Annotated in this window: 13 protein-coding genes; 4 read left to right on the forward strand and 9 right to left on the reverse strand. The window is 74.1% G+C overall.

Annotated features, from left to right (window positions below; translation table 11 throughout):
* Positions 1-29 precede the first annotated feature (29 nt).
* Together ACZ6Y1_RS00290 and ACZ6Y1_RS00295 are read right to left on the reverse strand one after the other, a co-directional pair.
* The gene (locus tag ACZ6Y1_RS00290; protein ID WP_469620010.1) at positions 30-1,196 is read right to left on the reverse strand and encodes an alpha/beta hydrolase family protein; all 1,167 of its coding nucleotides are present in this window, start codon (positions 1,194-1,196) and stop codon (positions 30-32) included.
* A gap of 81 nt (positions 1,197-1,277) precedes the next feature.
* Positions 1,278-2,267 (reverse strand): isopenicillin N synthase family dioxygenase, encoded by a 990-nt coding sequence (locus ACZ6Y1_RS00295; protein ID WP_469620013.1) that lies wholly within the window; start codon positions 2,265-2,267, stop codon positions 1,278-1,280.
* Positions 2,268-2,579: 312 nt separating this feature from the next.
* Here ACZ6Y1_RS00295 and ACZ6Y1_RS00300 point away from each other — a divergent pair, with 312 nt between their 5' ends.
* Positions 2,580-3,326 carry a VOC family protein gene (locus ACZ6Y1_RS00300; RefSeq protein ID WP_469621683.1) on the forward strand — a complete coding sequence of 249 codons (747 nt, stop codon included), beginning with the start codon at positions 2,580-2,582 and terminating at the stop codon, positions 3,324-3,326.
* Positions 3,327-3,328: 2 nt separating this feature from the next.
* Here the strand turns inward: ACZ6Y1_RS00300 and ACZ6Y1_RS00305 are convergent, their stop codons facing one another.
* From ACZ6Y1_RS00305 to ACZ6Y1_RS00315, 3 genes are read right to left on the reverse strand one after another with little or no spacing between them, the layout of a single operon-like run.
* Positions 3,329-5,422 carry a xanthine dehydrogenase family protein molybdopterin-binding subunit gene (locus tag ACZ6Y1_RS00305; RefSeq protein WP_469620015.1) on the reverse strand — a complete coding sequence of 698 codons (2,094 nt, stop codon included), beginning with the start codon at positions 5,420-5,422 and terminating at the stop codon, positions 3,329-3,331.
* Between the two features lie 29 nt (positions 5,423-5,451).
* A complete protein-coding gene (locus ACZ6Y1_RS00310; protein ID WP_469620017.1) occupies positions 5,452-6,450 on the reverse strand; it encodes an FAD binding domain-containing protein in 999 nt (332 codons plus the stop codon).
* Entirely contained in the window at positions 6,447-6,971 is a 525-nt protein-coding gene (locus ACZ6Y1_RS00315; RefSeq protein ID WP_469621685.1) for a (2Fe-2S)-binding protein, read from the reverse strand. Before ACZ6Y1_RS00315 ends, ACZ6Y1_RS00310 begins: the two co-directional genes overlap by 4 nt.
* A gap of 279 nt (positions 6,972-7,250) precedes the next feature.
* On the opposite strand from ACZ6Y1_RS00315, the gene ACZ6Y1_RS00320 reads away from it, so the two are divergent.
* Positions 7,251-7,439, forward strand: coding sequence for a DUF6381 family protein (locus tag ACZ6Y1_RS00320; RefSeq protein WP_469620020.1), 189 nt, complete (start codon positions 7,251-7,253; stop codon positions 7,437-7,439).
* Between the two features lie 106 nt (positions 7,440-7,545).
* Here the strand turns inward: ACZ6Y1_RS00320 and ACZ6Y1_RS00325 are convergent, their stop codons facing one another.
* Positions 7,546-8,685 (reverse strand): agmatine deiminase family protein, encoded by a 1,140-nt coding sequence (locus ACZ6Y1_RS00325; RefSeq protein ID WP_469620024.1) that lies wholly within the window; start codon positions 8,683-8,685, stop codon positions 7,546-7,548.
* Between the two features lie 125 nt (positions 8,686-8,810).
* Complete coding sequence (locus ACZ6Y1_RS00330; protein WP_469620027.1) at positions 8,811-10,373, reverse strand: APC family permease; 1,563 nt, start codon at positions 10,371-10,373, stop codon at positions 8,811-8,813.
* Positions 10,374-10,540: 167 nt separating this feature from the next.
* On the opposite strand from ACZ6Y1_RS00330, the gene ACZ6Y1_RS00335 reads away from it, so the two are divergent.
* Entirely contained in the window at positions 10,541-11,188 is a 648-nt protein-coding gene (locus ACZ6Y1_RS00335) for a TetR/AcrR family transcriptional regulator (protein WP_469620030.1), read from the forward strand.
* A gap of 172 nt (positions 11,189-11,360) precedes the next feature.
* Positions 11,361-13,112, forward strand: coding sequence for a VanW family protein (locus tag ACZ6Y1_RS00340; RefSeq protein ID WP_469620033.1), 1,752 nt, complete (start codon positions 11,361-11,363; stop codon positions 13,110-13,112).
* A gap of 21 nt (positions 13,113-13,133) precedes the next feature.
* On the opposite strand, the gene ACZ6Y1_RS00345 is transcribed toward ACZ6Y1_RS00340, so the two are convergent.
* Both ACZ6Y1_RS00345 and ACZ6Y1_RS00350 read right to left on the reverse strand, forming a co-directional pair.
* Entirely contained in the window at positions 13,134-13,733 is a 600-nt protein-coding gene (locus tag ACZ6Y1_RS00345; RefSeq protein ID WP_469620036.1) for an HPP family protein, read from the reverse strand.
* A gap of 226 nt (positions 13,734-13,959) precedes the next feature.
* Positions 13,960-14,778 (reverse strand): M15 family metallopeptidase, encoded by an 819-nt coding sequence (locus tag ACZ6Y1_RS00350; RefSeq protein WP_469620041.1) that lies wholly within the window; start codon positions 14,776-14,778, stop codon positions 13,960-13,962.
* Positions 14,779-14,826 lie beyond the last annotated feature (48 nt).

A 14,826-nucleotide genomic window follows, 5' to 3' on the forward strand; every position in this document is an offset into this window, starting at 1 on the left:
CAGGGGCCGCGCGGCCGGCCCGGCCCAGGTCAGGGGGTGTGGAAGCGGACTTCCGGGGCGTCGGCGGCCGGGCCGTCGAGGACGGGCTGGGGCGTGCCGCGCAGGTGCAGGTCGAGGAAGGCGGTGACGTAGCGGCGGGTCAGTTCGACGGAGCGGGTGCCGGGGAGCGGCGCGCCCGGGTCGAGCGGGAGACCCAGCTGTTCGCCGATCGCCGGGAAGTCGGAGAAGGTGAAGTGGCCGGAGCCGGTGAAGGTGATCCAGCGCTTCCATCCGTCGAGCAGCGGCCAGTCGCGGTCCCAGCTCGGGTTGCCGCCGGGGCCGCGTTCCTGTGCGCCGACCAGCATGAAGGGGCGCCCGCCGAGCCCGGCCGCGGGGACGGGCGTGGCGAGTCCGCCGTCGAGGTTGATCCCGGCGCGGATCCTCGGGTCCGCCGCCATCGCGGCGACCGCGGAGGCGCCGCCGATGGAGTGGCCCGCCATCGCGATGCGGTGCTCGTCGATGAGTCCGGAGTGGCGCCAGACGGGGTCGTGTCCGGTCAGGCGGTCCAGGAGGAACGACACGTCCCGGGCGCGGTTGTCGCTGACCGCCCGCATGGGGGTCCCCGCCTCGGTCCTTTCGCAGGCCAGGCACTCCAGCACCCGCCCGCCGGGGAAGGCGGTGCCCACGCTCTCGTACGCGTGGTCCACGGAGGCCACCACGTAGCCGCGGGAGGCCAGCTCCTCGGCGAGGGCGGTGAGGGTCGAGCGGTGGACGGTGAAGCCCGGGGAGAGGACGACGAGCGGGTACTTCCCGGCGAGGGGGCGGGCCCCCGACCGGGAATGCGTGACGGTCCCGGCCAGTGTCCCGACCGGGACGACCTTGTCGAGCCCGCGGTCCACGAGCAGCAGGCGGGCCTCCTCCGGGGTGAGGTAGCGCGCGGTGCCGCCGGTGTCGCGGCGGGCGGGGTAGCGCATCGTGACCATCAGTTCCCTCGGCCCGGACCGCGCCCAGGGATCGGTGCGGCCGCGGTCGACGAGGTGGAGGGTGTCCTGCCCGACGGCGAAGCGGCCCGTGGGGCGCGGGAGTTCCGGCACCGCGGTGCGGCTCGCGGCCGCGGACGGGGAGTCGGCCGCGGACGCGGTGCCCGCGGCGGCGAGCGGTATCGGCAGGAGGAGGACCAAGAGGGCGGCGGTGGTCACCGCGCTGCGTGAATTCATGAACTGGACGCTACGGAACGGAGCATGGCGGATCGTCAGCTCACAGGATGATCGGGCCGTCCCACCTCGGCGGGGCGCGGGTCATTCCGAGGTCGCACCGTCCCCCGGCACGCTGATCGCGTCCAGTTGTCCCCGCAGGTACACGTGGGAGTCGACGGGGTCGTGGGCGATCCGGCCGATGGGGGCGGGCAGGGATTCCACGCGGGTGTGCGCGTCGCATTCGTAGAAGTAGACCAGGGAGATCAGCTCCTCGGCCGGGCTGTCGGCGGGCGGCGGCAGCACCCGGTGGCGGCCCGCCCGCCACCGGTCGCCCGTCCAGCGGGCCATGAGGTCGCCGATGTTCACGGTGAGCGCCGCGGGGTCGAAGGGCGCGTCCTGCCAGCCCTCGGCGTCGGTGTGGATCTGGAGTCCGCCCGAGCCGAGCTGGCGGTCGAGGACGGTGACGGTGCCGAAGTCGGTGTGGGCGCCGATCCGGAACTGGCCGGGCAGCGGCGGGCCGACGGTGTCGGTGCCGGGGTACCAGTTGAGGTTGAACCCCCAGGTGGGGTGTGAGGTGTGGCGGGTGAAATGGTCCTGGGCGAGCCCGAGGGCCGTGGCCAGCAGCTCCAGCAGTTCGTCGGAGAGGGCCCGCATCAGGCGCAGGTACTCCTCCACCAGCGGCCGCAGCGCCGGAACCTCGGCCGGCCAGGTGTTGGGCCGGAACCATTCGGCGTCGACGGAGGCGATCCCCGTGGGCTCGTCGGCCGCGAAGGACCAGGACTCCTTGAGGTCGGGCGGCGAGGGCTCCCCCTCCGCGTAGCTGTTGGCCTCGGCCCCCGGCCCGAGCCAGCCGCGCCCGCCGACCGTGACCGCGTACGGCTCCTTCACGTCGGCCGGGAGCCGGAAGAACTCTCCCGCCGCCTCCCGGATCCGGGCGGGCAGCGCGGGGTCCACGCCGTGCCCGGTGACGAGCAGGAATCCGGCCGCCCGCAGGGCCTCGTCGACCCGGGCGGCCGTACGGGCCCGCGCGTCGGGGCCGCCGGACCGCCACGGGCCGAGATCGATCACGGGAACGACGGGGGTCGCGGCCATGCCGGGGGGCGCGGAGGCTGCGGCCGCGGAGGCGGCAGGGCCGGCGGGATTCGCGGGAGCCGGGGAACCGGCCATGGGAGACCTGCCTTCCGAGGGTGCGGGTACGCGTCCGGGACCGAGGCTAGCGCGGCGCGGCGGCACGGATCACCACGGAGCGTGATTCAGGTTCACTTCTCGTATACGAAGGGGAAAGTCGACCGGGTGGGTCGTCCCCAAAAGGACCAGAATGGGACCAGGGGTGCGCGAGGGATGGAGCGAGCTGTGGAGATTTCGACGCGGGAGGTCTTCGGGGCGCCGTGCTGGGTGAGCCTGATGGCCCGCGACCTCGACACGGCGCAGCGCTTCTACGGTGCCGTCGCGGGCTGGAGGTTCCGGCGGGCCAGCCTCGGCGAGGCCTTCTCGGTGGCGCTGCTGGACGGTGTCCCGGTGGCGGGCATCGGCGCCCTCGCCGGTGATCTGGCGGTCCCGGTGGCCTGGACCCCGTACTTCGCCGTCGACGACGCCGATGTGGCGGTGGACCGGATCCGGGAGCGCACCGGCACGATCGCCGTCGGTCCGGTCTCCTTCGAGTCCGGCGGCCGCGGGGCCCTGGTGGCCGATCCCGACGGCGCGGTCTTCGGGATCTGGGAGGGCGACGTGGCCGCGGACTGGCGGGTGGGCAAGGGCCCGGCGCCGGCCTGGCTGGAGCTGCGTACCAGGAACGCCCTGGACGCGGCGATGTTCTACGGCGCGGTGCTGGAGTGGGCCACCGGGCGCCCGGGCTGCTGCGAGGTCAGTTACGAGGAGGACCAGGTGGTGCTGCGGCAGGAAGGCGTGCCCGTCGCCCGGCTCAACAGCGGCCCGGTCGAGCTGGCGTCCTACTCCCCGCACACCCGGCCTCGCTGGCACGTGCACTTCCGGGTGCCGAAGCTGCAGCCGGCGGTCGAGGCCGCCGTCGCGCTCGGCGGCCGGACCGTCTCGGACATCGCCTCGAACGCCGAGGAGCGGTGGGTGACGCTCCGCGACCCGGACGGCGCCCTGTTCACGCTCACCACCGCCCTCGGGGCGGACACGGCCTGATCTCAGCCGAGCACGGCCAGCACCCGGTCGGGGGTGAGGGGAAGGCTGCGCAGCCGGTGTCCGGTGGCGTGGGCGACGGCGTTGCCGATCGCGGCGGCCACGCCGACGATGCCGATCTCGCCGATGCCCTTGGCGCCGAGCGGGCCCACGTGTGCGTCGTGCTCCTCGATCCAGTGCGCCTGGATGTCGGGTACGTCCGCCTGCACGGGCACGTGGTAGGCGGCCAGGTCGCTCTCGGCGAAGTCGCCGTGGGCCGGGTCGACCGAGCTGTGTTCGGTCAGGGCCATCCCGAGGCCCATGACCATGCCTCCGACGAACTGGGACCGGGCGGTGACCGGGTTCAGGATCCGCCCGGCCGCGTACACCCCGAGCAGGCGGTGGACGCGTACCTCGCCGGTGACGGTGTCGACCCGGACCTCCGCGAAGTGGGCGCCGAAGGAGTGACGGGCGTACGGGGGCTTCTCCTTGGCCGCCGCGGCGGTGTCGGCCGTCGCCGAGAGCCCTTCCGGCGGCAGCGGCCCTCGGTGGCCGGCCAGGCGGGCGGCGAGGGCGGTGCACGCCTCGTGGACGGCCCAGCCCCAGGAGGCGGTGCCGGCCGAGCCCCCGGCCAGCGGGGCCGCCGGGAGGCCCGAGCTGCCGATGGTGACGGTGACGGAGTCGGCCGGGACCCCGAGGGCGTCGGCGGCCACCTGCATCAGGACGGTGCGGGCGCCGGTGCCGATGTCGGTGGCGTTGAGTTCGACTACGTGCTCGCCGCCCGGCCGGGCCACCGCCCGCGCGGTCGAGGGGGCGATCCACACGGGGTAGGTGGCGGCGGCCACCCCGACCCCGCACAGCAGCGGTCCCTCGCGGCGCGGTGTGCGCAGGGCGGTCCAGCCGAACCGTTCCGCACCCTCGCGCAGGCATGCGACGAGGTGGCGGCTGCTGAAGGGGAGGCCGCTGTCCGGCTCGACGGCGGGCTCGTTGCGGACGCGCAGCTCGACCGGGTCCATGCCGAGGGCGTCGGCGAGTTCGTCCACGGCCGATTCCAGGGCGTACATGCCGGGCGTCTCACCGGGCGCCCGCATCCAGGAGGGGGTGGGGACGTCCAGGGGCATGATGCGGTGACGGGTGCGGATGTCGGGTACGTCGTACATGATCCGGGTGGGCACGGCGGACTGCTCGACGAACTCCCGCACCCGCGAGGTGTGGCTGGTGACCGTGTGGGTGAGGGCCGTGAGCGTGCCGTCGCGCCGGGCGCCCAGCGCGATCCGGTGCAGGCTGGGCGCGCGGTGCCCGACGACGGCGGGCAGGTGGCGCCGGGGCAGGGCCAGGGTGACGGGGCGGCCGGTGCGCAGCGCGGCCATCGCGGCCAGGACGACGTGGGGGCGCGGGGTGCCCTTGCTGCCGAAGCCGCCGCCGACGTGCTCGGCGTGGACCTCGACCTGGTCCTCGGGCAGGTCGAAGAGGGCTCCGAGGGTCTTGCGCACGAGGCCCGTGCCCTGGCTGGAGTCGTGCACGGTGAGCCTGCGCCGGGCGGTGTCCCAGGCGGCGGTGGCGGCGTGCGGCTCCATGGGGTGGTTGTGCAGCGGCGGCACGGTGTACACGCAGTCGATCCGCACGGGCGCTGCGGCGAGCGCCGCGTCCGGGTCGCCCCGCTCGCGCAAGGCGGGGAAGCCGCCGTTGACCTCCTCGGGGGTGTGGGCGGCCGGGTGGTCCTCGTACAGGACGGCGTCGTGCGGTTCCGTGGCGTACTCGATGCGCAGCGCCTCGGCGGCGGCGCGGGCGGCCTCCGCGGTGTCGGCGACGGTCAGGGCCACGTACCAGCCGCGGTGCGGGACGGCCGGGTCCTGGAGCACGTGGAGGGTGGGGTCGTCGTCCCAGGGGCCCAGGCGCGGCGCGTCGAAGGGGGTGAGGACGGCGAGCACGCCGGGCAGGGCCAGGGCGGCGGCCGTGTCGACGGCGGTGACGCGTCCGCGCGCAATGGTGGCGGGGACGGGCCAGGCGTGGGCGCGGCCGGGCGGGCTGTGGTCGGCGGCGTAGCGGGCGGCGCCGGTGACCTTCTCCGGCGCCTCGGCGCGGACGGTGGGGGTGCCGAGCGCGGGGTACGGGGGCACGGGGCGGCTCCTCTCCGATGCTGCGGGGGTCACAGGGCGGTGTCCCGGGCGAGTGCGCCGAGTACGTCGCAGGCGAGGTTGCGGGCCAGTACGACCTTGAAGCCGTTGTCCCGCAGGGGCCGGGCCTCGGCCAGTTCCGCCTCGACCGCCCGCCGGAACGTCTCGGCGGTCGGCGCGGCTCCGGTCAGCGCCCGCTCTGCCGCGGTGGCCCGCCAGGGCCGGTGGGCGAGTCCGCCGAAGGCGAGAGCGGCGTGGCGGACCAGGCCGGATCCGGGGTCGACGTCGAGGACGGCGGCGACGGAGGCCAGCGCGAAGGCGTACGAGGCCCGGTCGCGGGCCTTGCGGTACCGGGACCTCGCTCCGGGCGCGACGGCGGGCAGCAGCACCCCGGTGATGATCTCGCCGTCCCGGATCTCGGTGTCCCGCTCGGGGTGGTCCCCGGGCAGCCGGTGGAAGGCGGTGGCGGGCACGGTACGGGTGCCCGCCGTCCCGTACAGCTCGATGCCCGCGTCGAAGGCGGCGAGGGCGACGGCCATGTCCGAGGGATGGGTGGCGACGCAGTGGGTGGAGTGGCCGAGCACGGCGTGGTCGCGGTGGATCCCGTCCAGCGCGGAGCAGCCGGTGCCGGGCTCGCGTTTGTTGCACGCCTTGGAGAGATCCTGGAAGTAGCTGCAGCGGGTGCGCTGGAGGAGGTTGCCGCCGGTCGTGGCGACGTTGCGCAGCTGCGCCGACGCCCCTGCGAGCAGGGCCTGGGCGAGGGCGGGGTAGCGGGTCCGTACGAGGGGGTGGGCGGCCACGTCGGCGGCGCGGGCGTTGGCTCCGACGAGCAGGGCGCCGCCGGGGCGCTCCTCGACGGCGCCGAGCGGGAGCCGGGAGATGTCGATGAGGGTGGCGGGACGCTCGACGCCGAGTTTCATGAGGTCGACGAGGTTGGTACCGCCGGCGAGGTAGCGGGCGGCGGGGTGCGCGGCGTGGGCCTCGGCGGCTTCCCGGAGGGAGGCGGCCCGGACGTAACCGAAGGGCTTCACCGGGCGGCGTCCCGGTCGGCGGCGTCCTCGGCGGCGTCCTCGGCGGTGGCTTCCCGTACGGCCACGTCCCGTACGGCTCGGACGATGGCCGGGTAGGCGCCGCAGCGGCAGAGGTTGCCGCTGAGCCGCTCCCTGGTCTCCTGCTCGGTGAGGGTGACCGGGCCCGCGGGGTCGGCGGCGGCCTCGGTGAGGGCGCCGACGGCGGAGCAGAGCTGGCCGGGTGTGCAGAAGCCGCACTGGAAGGCGTCCCGGGCCGTGAACGCCCGCTGGAGCGCGGCGCCGGTGGCGGTCCCGGAGAGCCCCTCCACCGTGGTGACGGCGGCACCGTCCTGGGCGACCGCGAGCAGCAGGCAGCCGCAGACCCGCCGCCCGTCGAGCAGGACGGTGCAGGCACCGCACTGGCCGTGGTCGCAGCCCTTCTTCGCTCCGGTGAGGCCGAGATGGTCACGGAGGGCGTCGAGCAGGGTGGTGCGGTGGTCGAGCTCCAGGGCGTGTTCGGTGCCGTTGACCCGCAGCGTGATGCGGGTGCTGGTGAGGGTGCTCGTGCCGGGGCCCGGGCTGGTGCCGGGGCTGGGGCTGGTGCCGGGGCTGAGGGCGGCGTCTTCGTCCGGGTCGTTTCGGCTCACCCCCACAGGTTCGCCCTGGGGCCCGGCTCCGGCATCCGCGGTCGGCCATTCGCGTCGTCCCGTACCCCGCCGCTGGGCTCCGTTTCACGCTCCGTGACGGTTCGAGATGCGTGCGCGCGGCGGTGCTGGTTCGCTGGGTCCGCCCGCTCTCCCCCACTGATCCGAGGAGCGATCATGAGCGTTTCAGGCGAGTCCCGCGGCCGGTCCCAGCAGATGCGCATGAAGGCCAAGGAGCTGAACGACGCGGCCGCGCGTTCGACCGACCCGGAGGAGCGCCGCCGGCTGACGGAGAAGGCGCGCCGCCTGCAGGAGCAGAGCGAGCAGGAGGGCCGCATGGACGACCGGGGCATGGACCCCATGTAGGTCCGTCCCCTCCCACGTGCCGTACCCCGGCCGGTGGGCGCCGCGTCTCCCGTCGCGGCGGCCACCGGCCGGAGCGTTTGCGCACTCCCTTACTACTGCACGCGTACTACTGCACGCGTGGCACGTGCTGGGTGACGCAGTGGACGCCACCTCCGCCCCAGGCCAGGGTGCGTGCCGGGGTGCCGACCACCTGGCGGCCGGGGAAGAGCGAGGCGAACCGGTCCAGGGCGGGCGCGTCGGCGGGTTCGCCCGAGAGCGGGACGACGACGCTGCCGGAGGTCAGGTAGTAGTTGGTGTAGCTGAAGGTCTCCACCAGCAGTCCCTTGTGGCGGAAGTGGGGCTGGAGCTCCATCTCCACCACCTGGAAGGGCCTGCCGCAGGCGTCGGTCGCGGCCTGGAGGACCGCCTTGTTCGCGGCCATCCGGGCGTGGTTGGGTTGGGACGGATCGGGCTGGGTGTGGAGCAGGATCCTGGCCGGTCCCAGATAGGCGGCGACGAGGTCGACGTGGCCGTTGGTGATGTCGTCGTGGTGGAGGCCGTACGGCAGCCAGATGACCTTGCTCGCACCGTACGAGGCGAGCAGCTGGGCTTCGATCTGGGCCCGGGTCATGCCCGGGTTGCGGTTGGGGTTGAGGAGGCACTCCTCGGTGGTGACGAGGGTGCCCTGCCCGTCGGTGATGACCGACCCGCCCTCCAGGATCATCCCGACCTGCGTGCGGGGGTCGCCGAGGTACGCGCAGACCCCGACGGGGAGGAAGTCGTCCTTGTCGTACGGATACTTCCCGCCCCACCCGTTGAACCCGAAGTCGACGCCGGTGCGGCGCGTGGTGCCCGGGTCGACCACGAAGAGCGGTCCGGTGTCCCGGGTCCAGCAGTCGTTGACCGGGTACTCGACGACGGTGACCGTGCTGCCGCACTGCTGGCGCGCCTGGGCGGCCGTGCCCGGTTCGGCAACCATGATCACCGGCTCGAAGCGGGCGATCTCCCGGGCGATCCCGGCGATCTCCGCCTGGACGTCGGCGAGCAGCGAGCCCCAGCCGGCGGTCCTGTCCCAGGGCCAGGCCATCACACAGCCCGCGTGCGGCTCCCATTCGGCCGGAGCGCGGAGCAGGTCCGCGCTCGCCTCGGCGGAGGCGGTCCGGGCGAGCAGGGGAACGGCGGCGGCCGCGAGCGCGGCGACGCCGAAACCGCGGCGGGTCATGCGCGGCAGGTTCGTACGGGCTGCGGTCGGACGTGGCAGGTCCATGACATTACTCCTTCGATGTGAAGCGGATGCCTGAAGCACGGCAGAGCTGCGGGATGAGAAGAGGATCAGCGGCGGACCGGAGCGGTCAGCGGCGGACACGAGCGGTCAGCGGCGTGCCGGAGCGATCAGAGCCGGTCGGCGGCGAGGACTCCCCCGCTCGGCTCACCCGCCGCGGCCGTGCGCAGCGCGTGGTGGGGCTTCTTGACCGCGAGGTAGAGCAGCCCGACCGTGATCACCGCGCCGGTGCCGATCAGACCGGCCCAGACCTGGTACCAGGGGGCTCCGAGCGGCGCCATGACGGCCCGCGGCCAGCAGACGTTGACGACCTCGAAGGCGGTCCACAGCACGGCCAGCACGTTCAGGAAGGTGCCCTTGCGCCCGAGCCGGATGTGCCCGGAGGGGACCCAGGTCCCGCGCACCCGGGCGATCAGCGCGGCCAGCGCCACCAGGAAGAACGGCAGGAAGGTGGCCGCGGTGCCGAAGGCGATCAGACTGCCGATGGCGGTGGCGTTCAGGCCGAGCAGCAGGCCGGTACAGCTGACGAGGGTGGAGGCGATCAGGCCGCCGATGGGGGCCTGACGGCGGTTGACCTTGCGCACATGGCGCGAGAAGGGGAAGCCGCCGTCGCGGGCCAGCGAGTACACACCGCGGGCGGCGCCGCCCTGGGAGGCCATGGCGCAGGCGAGGAAGCCGACCAGGACCACGGCCACGAAGGGCTTGTCCGACCAGGAGCCGAAGGCGGTGGTGACGGCGGTCGTCACCGGGTCCAGGTCCTCACCGGCGACGACGGCCTCGGGCGCGGGGTGGGCGAGGGCCACGGCCATCGCGTTGAGGATGACGACGAGGCCGACGCTGAGCAGCGCCCACCACATGGCGCGCGGTACCTGCCGGCCGGCGTCCTTGGTCTCCTCAGCGGTGGAGACGCAGGCGTCGAACCCGATGAACCCCCAGCCCGCGACCGCCAGCACGGCCAGGAAGGCCGCCACGGTCGATCCGCCGGACAGCTCCTCGGCGCCGAGGGTCTCGGTGAACAGCGAGAAGCCGTGTTCGCGGAAGAACAGCAGCAGCGCGAAGCCGACGATCACGGAGGCGATGGCCTCGGCGGCGATGCCCAGGGAGACGAACAGGCTCAGGATCCTGATCCCGTACGCGTTCACGAGCATGCACGCCAGCAGGATCCCGGCGGCCACCGCGACCATGGCGCCCGGGGTGGGGGTGACGCCGACGAGGGCGAAGACCCAGGGGGCCGCCAGGTAGGCGACGGTGGTGTTGCCGAACATGACGGCGAACTGCCACACCCAGCCGCTCATCCAGCCGAAGGACGGGCCGAGCAGCCGGCGCCCCCACTGGTAGGGCCCGCCGGCGAGGGGCCACTGGGAGGCCAGCTCGGAGTAGACGTTCACGACGAGGCACTGGCCCAGCAGCACGATCGGCAGCGCCCACACCCAGGCGGGCCCGGCGATCATCGTGCCGACCATGGAGACGGCGTACAGGGCCACGACGGGCGAGACCACGGCGAAGCCCATGGCGATGTTGCCGAGGACGCCGAGGCTGCGGTTCAGCTCCTGGGTGTAGCCCAGGTCGCCCAGCCGGGCGGCATCCGTATCGGTGCGCGCATCCGGGCCCGGGCCTGGGCCCGCGGCCGCGCTCGTGCTCGCGTCCGGGCGGGGGGAGGGAAGGTCTGGCATGTGTACCTCTCATGACGCCGGGGCGCGCCGGGGCGGCCGGCACGACCCGGCACGTTAAATCTAACGTCGTTAGGTTGCGGGATTGCGGGGACCTTAACCCGACCCGGACCTCAGGGGAAGACCTTGCCAACGGGTAACCTGACGGCCACGAACGAGGGGGATCACACGTGGGCCGTCCGAACCAGCCGCTGCTCAGCCGGGGGAACATCGCCCGCGCGGCCCTCGAGCTCCTCGACGAGGAGGGCCCGCAGGCCCTCAAGATGCGCACGCTCGCCGACCGGCTCGGGGTCAGGGGCGCATCGCTCTACCACCACGTCGCCTCCAAGGAAGACGTGCTGGACGCGGTCTCGGAGCTGATCAACGAGGAAATCGACCTGAGTCCGCTCGACGGACCCGACTGGCGCGAGGGGATCGCCGCGTACGCGCGCGGCTACCGCCGCGTCTACCTGCGCCACCCCAACGCGATCGCACCGGCGGCCCGCCGCCGCGTCGAGGCGGACCGGGCGCTGCGCGGTTACGACGCCCTGCTCGGGGCGCTCGTCCGGGCGGGCTGCACCCCGGCCCGGGCCGCCGAGGCGGCCGCCGCCATCGACTACCTGGTGCTGGGCTCCGCGCTGGAGACCTTCACCGCCGGCTTCACCCGCCCCGCCGCCGAGTACCGGCCCGAGTACCCCGCGCTCGCCGACTCCCTCGCCGGGGCGGCCGCCACCGGGGAGGGCCTGGCCGCGCTCGACGACCGCGGCTTCGAACTGGGCCTCCGACTCGTCCTCGACGGACTGGCCGCCGGACCCGGAGCACCTGTGCCCGCCATGTGAGAACCATTACCTTCTCTCCCTAATCGGACATTTCCATGGTGATGATGGATGACCTCAACCGTCATCTACGCGCCCCTGCCGCGGCCTGCGAGCCGCCCGGCGACCGGTCGGCGCCACAAGGAGAGATGTGCGACCTGCGGGCAGCTGGACAGGAAATCGGCGGATCGCCGCGATGGCGACGGGTGGCGCCCTCGCCCTCGGGCTGGGCGGCCTCTACGTCGCCGGGCTCGTGGCCGGGGACGACATCGCCCCGGGCACCCGGGTCCGCGGCGTGGACATCGGCGGTATGAGCCCCGCGGCGGCGGAACGCAAGCTGACCGGCGCCCTCGGGCCGCGCGCGACCGCGCCGGTCGCCGTGCGCGTCGGCGACCGCGTCGAGGAGGTCGCACCGGCGGCCGTGGGGCTGTCCCTGGACACCTCCGCGACCGTCGACCGGGCCGCCGGTCCGGGCACCGGGCCGTTCGGCGTCATCGGCCGGCTGTTCGCCTCCGGGGACCCGGACGTCGAGCCCGTGATCCGTACGGACGCGCAGACCGCGCGCACCGGCGTCGAGCGGCTCGGCGAGAGCACCGCGCAGCAGGTCCGCGACGGATCCATAGCCTTCGACTCGGGCAGGCCCAGGGTGGTCGCCGCACAGGCCGGAGTCACCCTCGAACAGGGCGCGGCCTTCGACACCCTCCGGAACGCCTACCTCGCGCCCCGCGCGGAGTCCGGCCCGCTCGAACTGCCGGTCCGGCGCACCGAACCGCGGGTGGGCGCCGAGGAGACGAAGCGGGCCCTGCGCGAGTTCGCGGAGCCCGCGGTGTCCGGGCCCGTGACCCTGACCGTGGCCGGCACCCGCGTACCCGTGAGCCCCGTGGTCCTCGGCGAGCACCTGAAGATGAAGGCCGACGCGGCCGGCCGGCTCGTACCGGCGCTGGACTCCGGCGGCCTGCTCGCCGACCCCGCCGTGGCCGGCCCCCTCGGGGAGGCCGCCGGATCCCCGCGCGACGCCGTGCTCGGCGTGGACGCGAAGGGCCGCACCGTGGTCACCGAGCCCAGCCGCTCCGGGCACGAGGTCACCGAGGAGGCCCTCGGCCGCGCCGTGATGCCGCTGCTGACCCGCTCGGGCGCCGAGCGCAGCGCCGTGGTGTCCACGACGGCCGTCCAGCCGCAGCTCACCGACGCCGCGGCCGTGCGCCTCGGCATCAAGGAGAAGCTGTCCTCCTTCACCGTCCAGTTCCCGGCGGCCCCGTACCGCTCCAAGAACATCGGGCGGGCGGTGGAGCTGATCAACGGCTCCGTGGTCATGCCGGGCGAGGAGTGGAGCTTCAACCGCACGGTCGGGGAGCGCACCAAGGAGAACGGTTTCGTCGACGGCATCATGATCAACGACGGCCGGTACGTGAAGTCGCCCGGCGGCGGCGTGTCCGCGGTCGCCACGACGATGTACAACGCCGTGTTCTTCGCCGGTCTGAAGCCCCTGGAGCACGGGGCGCACTCCTTCTACATCGAGCGCTACCCGGAGGGCCGGGAGGCGACCGTCGCATGGGGCACCCTCGACCTGCGCTGGCTCAACGACTCCGGCCACCCCGTCTACGTCCAGGCGCAGTCGACCGACACCTCGCTGACGATCACCCTGCTGGGCACGAAGAAGTACGACGAGATCCGCGCGACCAAGGGTCCGCGCACCCACGTCACCCCGCCCGCCAAGCACACGGACCCCAGCCCGACCTGCGAGGTCCAGACGCCCCTGGAGGGCTTCGACGTCAAGGTCGGCCGGATCTTCGTCAAGGACGGCCGGGAGGTGAAGCGGGAGGAGTACTCCACCCACTACACCCCGCGTGACGAGATCGTCTGCGAGCCCGCTCCGGCGCCCTCCACGACGCCGGGCACCGGCCCGACGGCGGCCGCGCAGGCGGCGCCGTCCCCGGGCGCGGCGTAGGACCTGGCTCCGGCCGCCGCGTCACCACCAGTAGACGGGGTAGGCCGGAGCCTTCCGGCGCACGCGGGAGGCCGCGTACCCGGTCAGTACGAGCAGGACGGTCGCGCCGAACAGCAGCGGGACGAACCGGCCGGGGGCGGGCGTCTGGAGCACGATGATCACGGCGGTGGCCACGGCCGGCGAGTGCGGGGTGCGGGCGAGCATGTTGAGGCCGAGCGTGAGGCCGGCCGCCACCGCGGCGGCCCAGGCGCTGCTCCCGGCCGCCGCGAGCACGGCGTAGCCCATGGCGCTGCCCAGCAGGTGGCCGATGACGACGTTGCGCGGCTGGGCGAGCGGCAGGGTCGGGGCGCTGTGGACCAGGGCGGCGCTCGCGGCCAGCGGGGGTATCAGCACCGGTTCGTGGATCATCGCGCCGATGGCGACGAGACCCAGCAGGACCGCGGTCGCCGCCGTGATGCTGTGCAGGGCCGCCGCCGGGGCCGGCCGGGCCGGGGCCCGCACGGTGAGGTCCGGCCACCGGCGCGCCGGAGCGCTGCCGGGTGCGGGGGCGGGGTCGGCTGCTGCGGCTGTGGCTGCCGGGGCAGGCGTGGGCTGCGGGCGAAGCGCGGCGTTCGTACTCATTCAGCGGTTTCCGGGCAGGCGGCCGCACAGCGGCCGGGGAGGGCAGGACGACGCCGGGCAAGGGTGGTGCCGGGACAGGTGCGGATGCCCCCGGGGCTGCGGTGGACCGGGGACATTTCAGACGACCCTACCTGGCGGGTGCCGGGCAACCGCCGCCGAGGGGGGTGATTTCGCTCCTACGGGAGTGCGGGGGACGGGCGGGGAGCCGTGGGGCCGGCCGTGGTCGTCAGGGGCGGTGTCCGGCCACCGACCGGTGCGCGACGGGGAAGTCGAAATAGCTGTCCGGGAAGAGTTCGGGCTTGTACGTGAAGTGCCACCACTCCTCGGGCAGGTTGACGAACCCCTCCGCGGCCAGCGCCGTCCTGAGCAGCAGGCGGTTGGCGCGCTGCGCCCCCTGGACGCGCGGGTCGTCGGTGTGCGACAGCGTGTCGAAACAGTCGAAGCCCGTTCCCATGTCCACCGAGTTGTCCGGGTACCGCTCCGCCTGCGGCCCGTAGCAGGGCACCGATTCCTGCCCCGGCCGGGGCGGGGGCGCCGGGGCCGCCGGCAGCGGGACGATCGTGACGTCCGTGGTGCTGCCCCGGCTGTGCCCGGACTTCTCCGCGATGTAGCCGTCCTCGAACAGCCTGGACTTGTCGACCCGGGTATAGAACTCCACCTTCCGCCTCTCGTCGGCCAGGTCACCGGCCCACCGGACGAAGTGGTCGACGGCCCGCTGCGGCCGGTAGCAGTCGTACACCTTGAGCGAGTACCCCTGGGACACCAGGCGCGTCTGGACCCGGTGCAGGGCTTCGGCCGCCGGCCGGGTCAGGATGCAGACGGGCTGCCGGTAGCCGTCGATCCGTTCCCCGACGAAGTTGTGCGCCGACACGTAACGCATCTCCTGGATGATCGTGGGGTCGACGGAGCCCAGCGCGACGAACTCGCGCGGCGCCCTGGGCTCCGGCGCCCGGCCGGCGGCTTCGGCGCCGAGGGCCGGAGCCGCCGCGAACAGGGCCGTCGCCCCCACGGTCAAGGCGAGACGCGCCATCGTGGACATGGTCATCGGGTGCTCCCTGCGTCTGATCCGGTACCGGTCCGAATGCGGACATGC

The organism is Streptomyces sp. NPDC053432, from assembly GCF_055585365.1.

Excerpts from the sequence above, each read along its gene's own strand:
- ACZ6Y1_RS00345 (WP_469620036.1), bottom strand. The coding sequence starts at position 13,733 with ATGAGTACGAACGCCGCGCTTCGCCCGCAGCCCACGCCTGCCCCGGCA.
- ACZ6Y1_RS00300 (WP_469621683.1), top strand. The coding sequence starts at position 2,580 with ATGGCCCGCGACCTCGACACGGCGCAGCGCTTCTACGGTGCCGTCGCG.
- ACZ6Y1_RS00330 (WP_469620027.1), bottom strand. The coding sequence starts at position 10,373 with ATGCCAGACCTTCCCTCCCCCCGCCCGGACGCGAGCACGAGCGCGGCC.
- ACZ6Y1_RS00295 (WP_469620013.1), bottom strand. The coding sequence starts at position 2,267 with ATGGCCGCGACCCCCGTCGTTCCCGTGATCGATCTCGGCCCGTGGCGG.
- ACZ6Y1_RS00340 (WP_469620033.1), top strand. The coding sequence starts at position 11,361 with ATGGCGACGGGTGGCGCCCTCGCCCTCGGGCTGGGCGGCCTCTACGTC.
- ACZ6Y1_RS00320 (WP_469620020.1), top strand. The coding sequence starts at position 7,251 with ATGAGCGTTTCAGGCGAGTCCCGCGGCCGGTCCCAGCAGATGCGCATG.
- ACZ6Y1_RS00350 (WP_469620041.1), bottom strand. The coding sequence starts at position 14,778 with ATGACCATGTCCACGATGGCGCGTCTCGCCTTGACCGTGGGGGCGACG.
- ACZ6Y1_RS00325 (WP_469620024.1), bottom strand. The coding sequence starts at position 8,685 with ATGGACCTGCCACGTCCGACCGCAGCCCGTACGAACCTGCCGCGCATG.
- ACZ6Y1_RS00290 (WP_469620010.1), bottom strand. The coding sequence starts at position 1,196 with ATGAATTCACGCAGCGCGGTGACCACCGCCGCCCTCTTGGTCCTCCTC.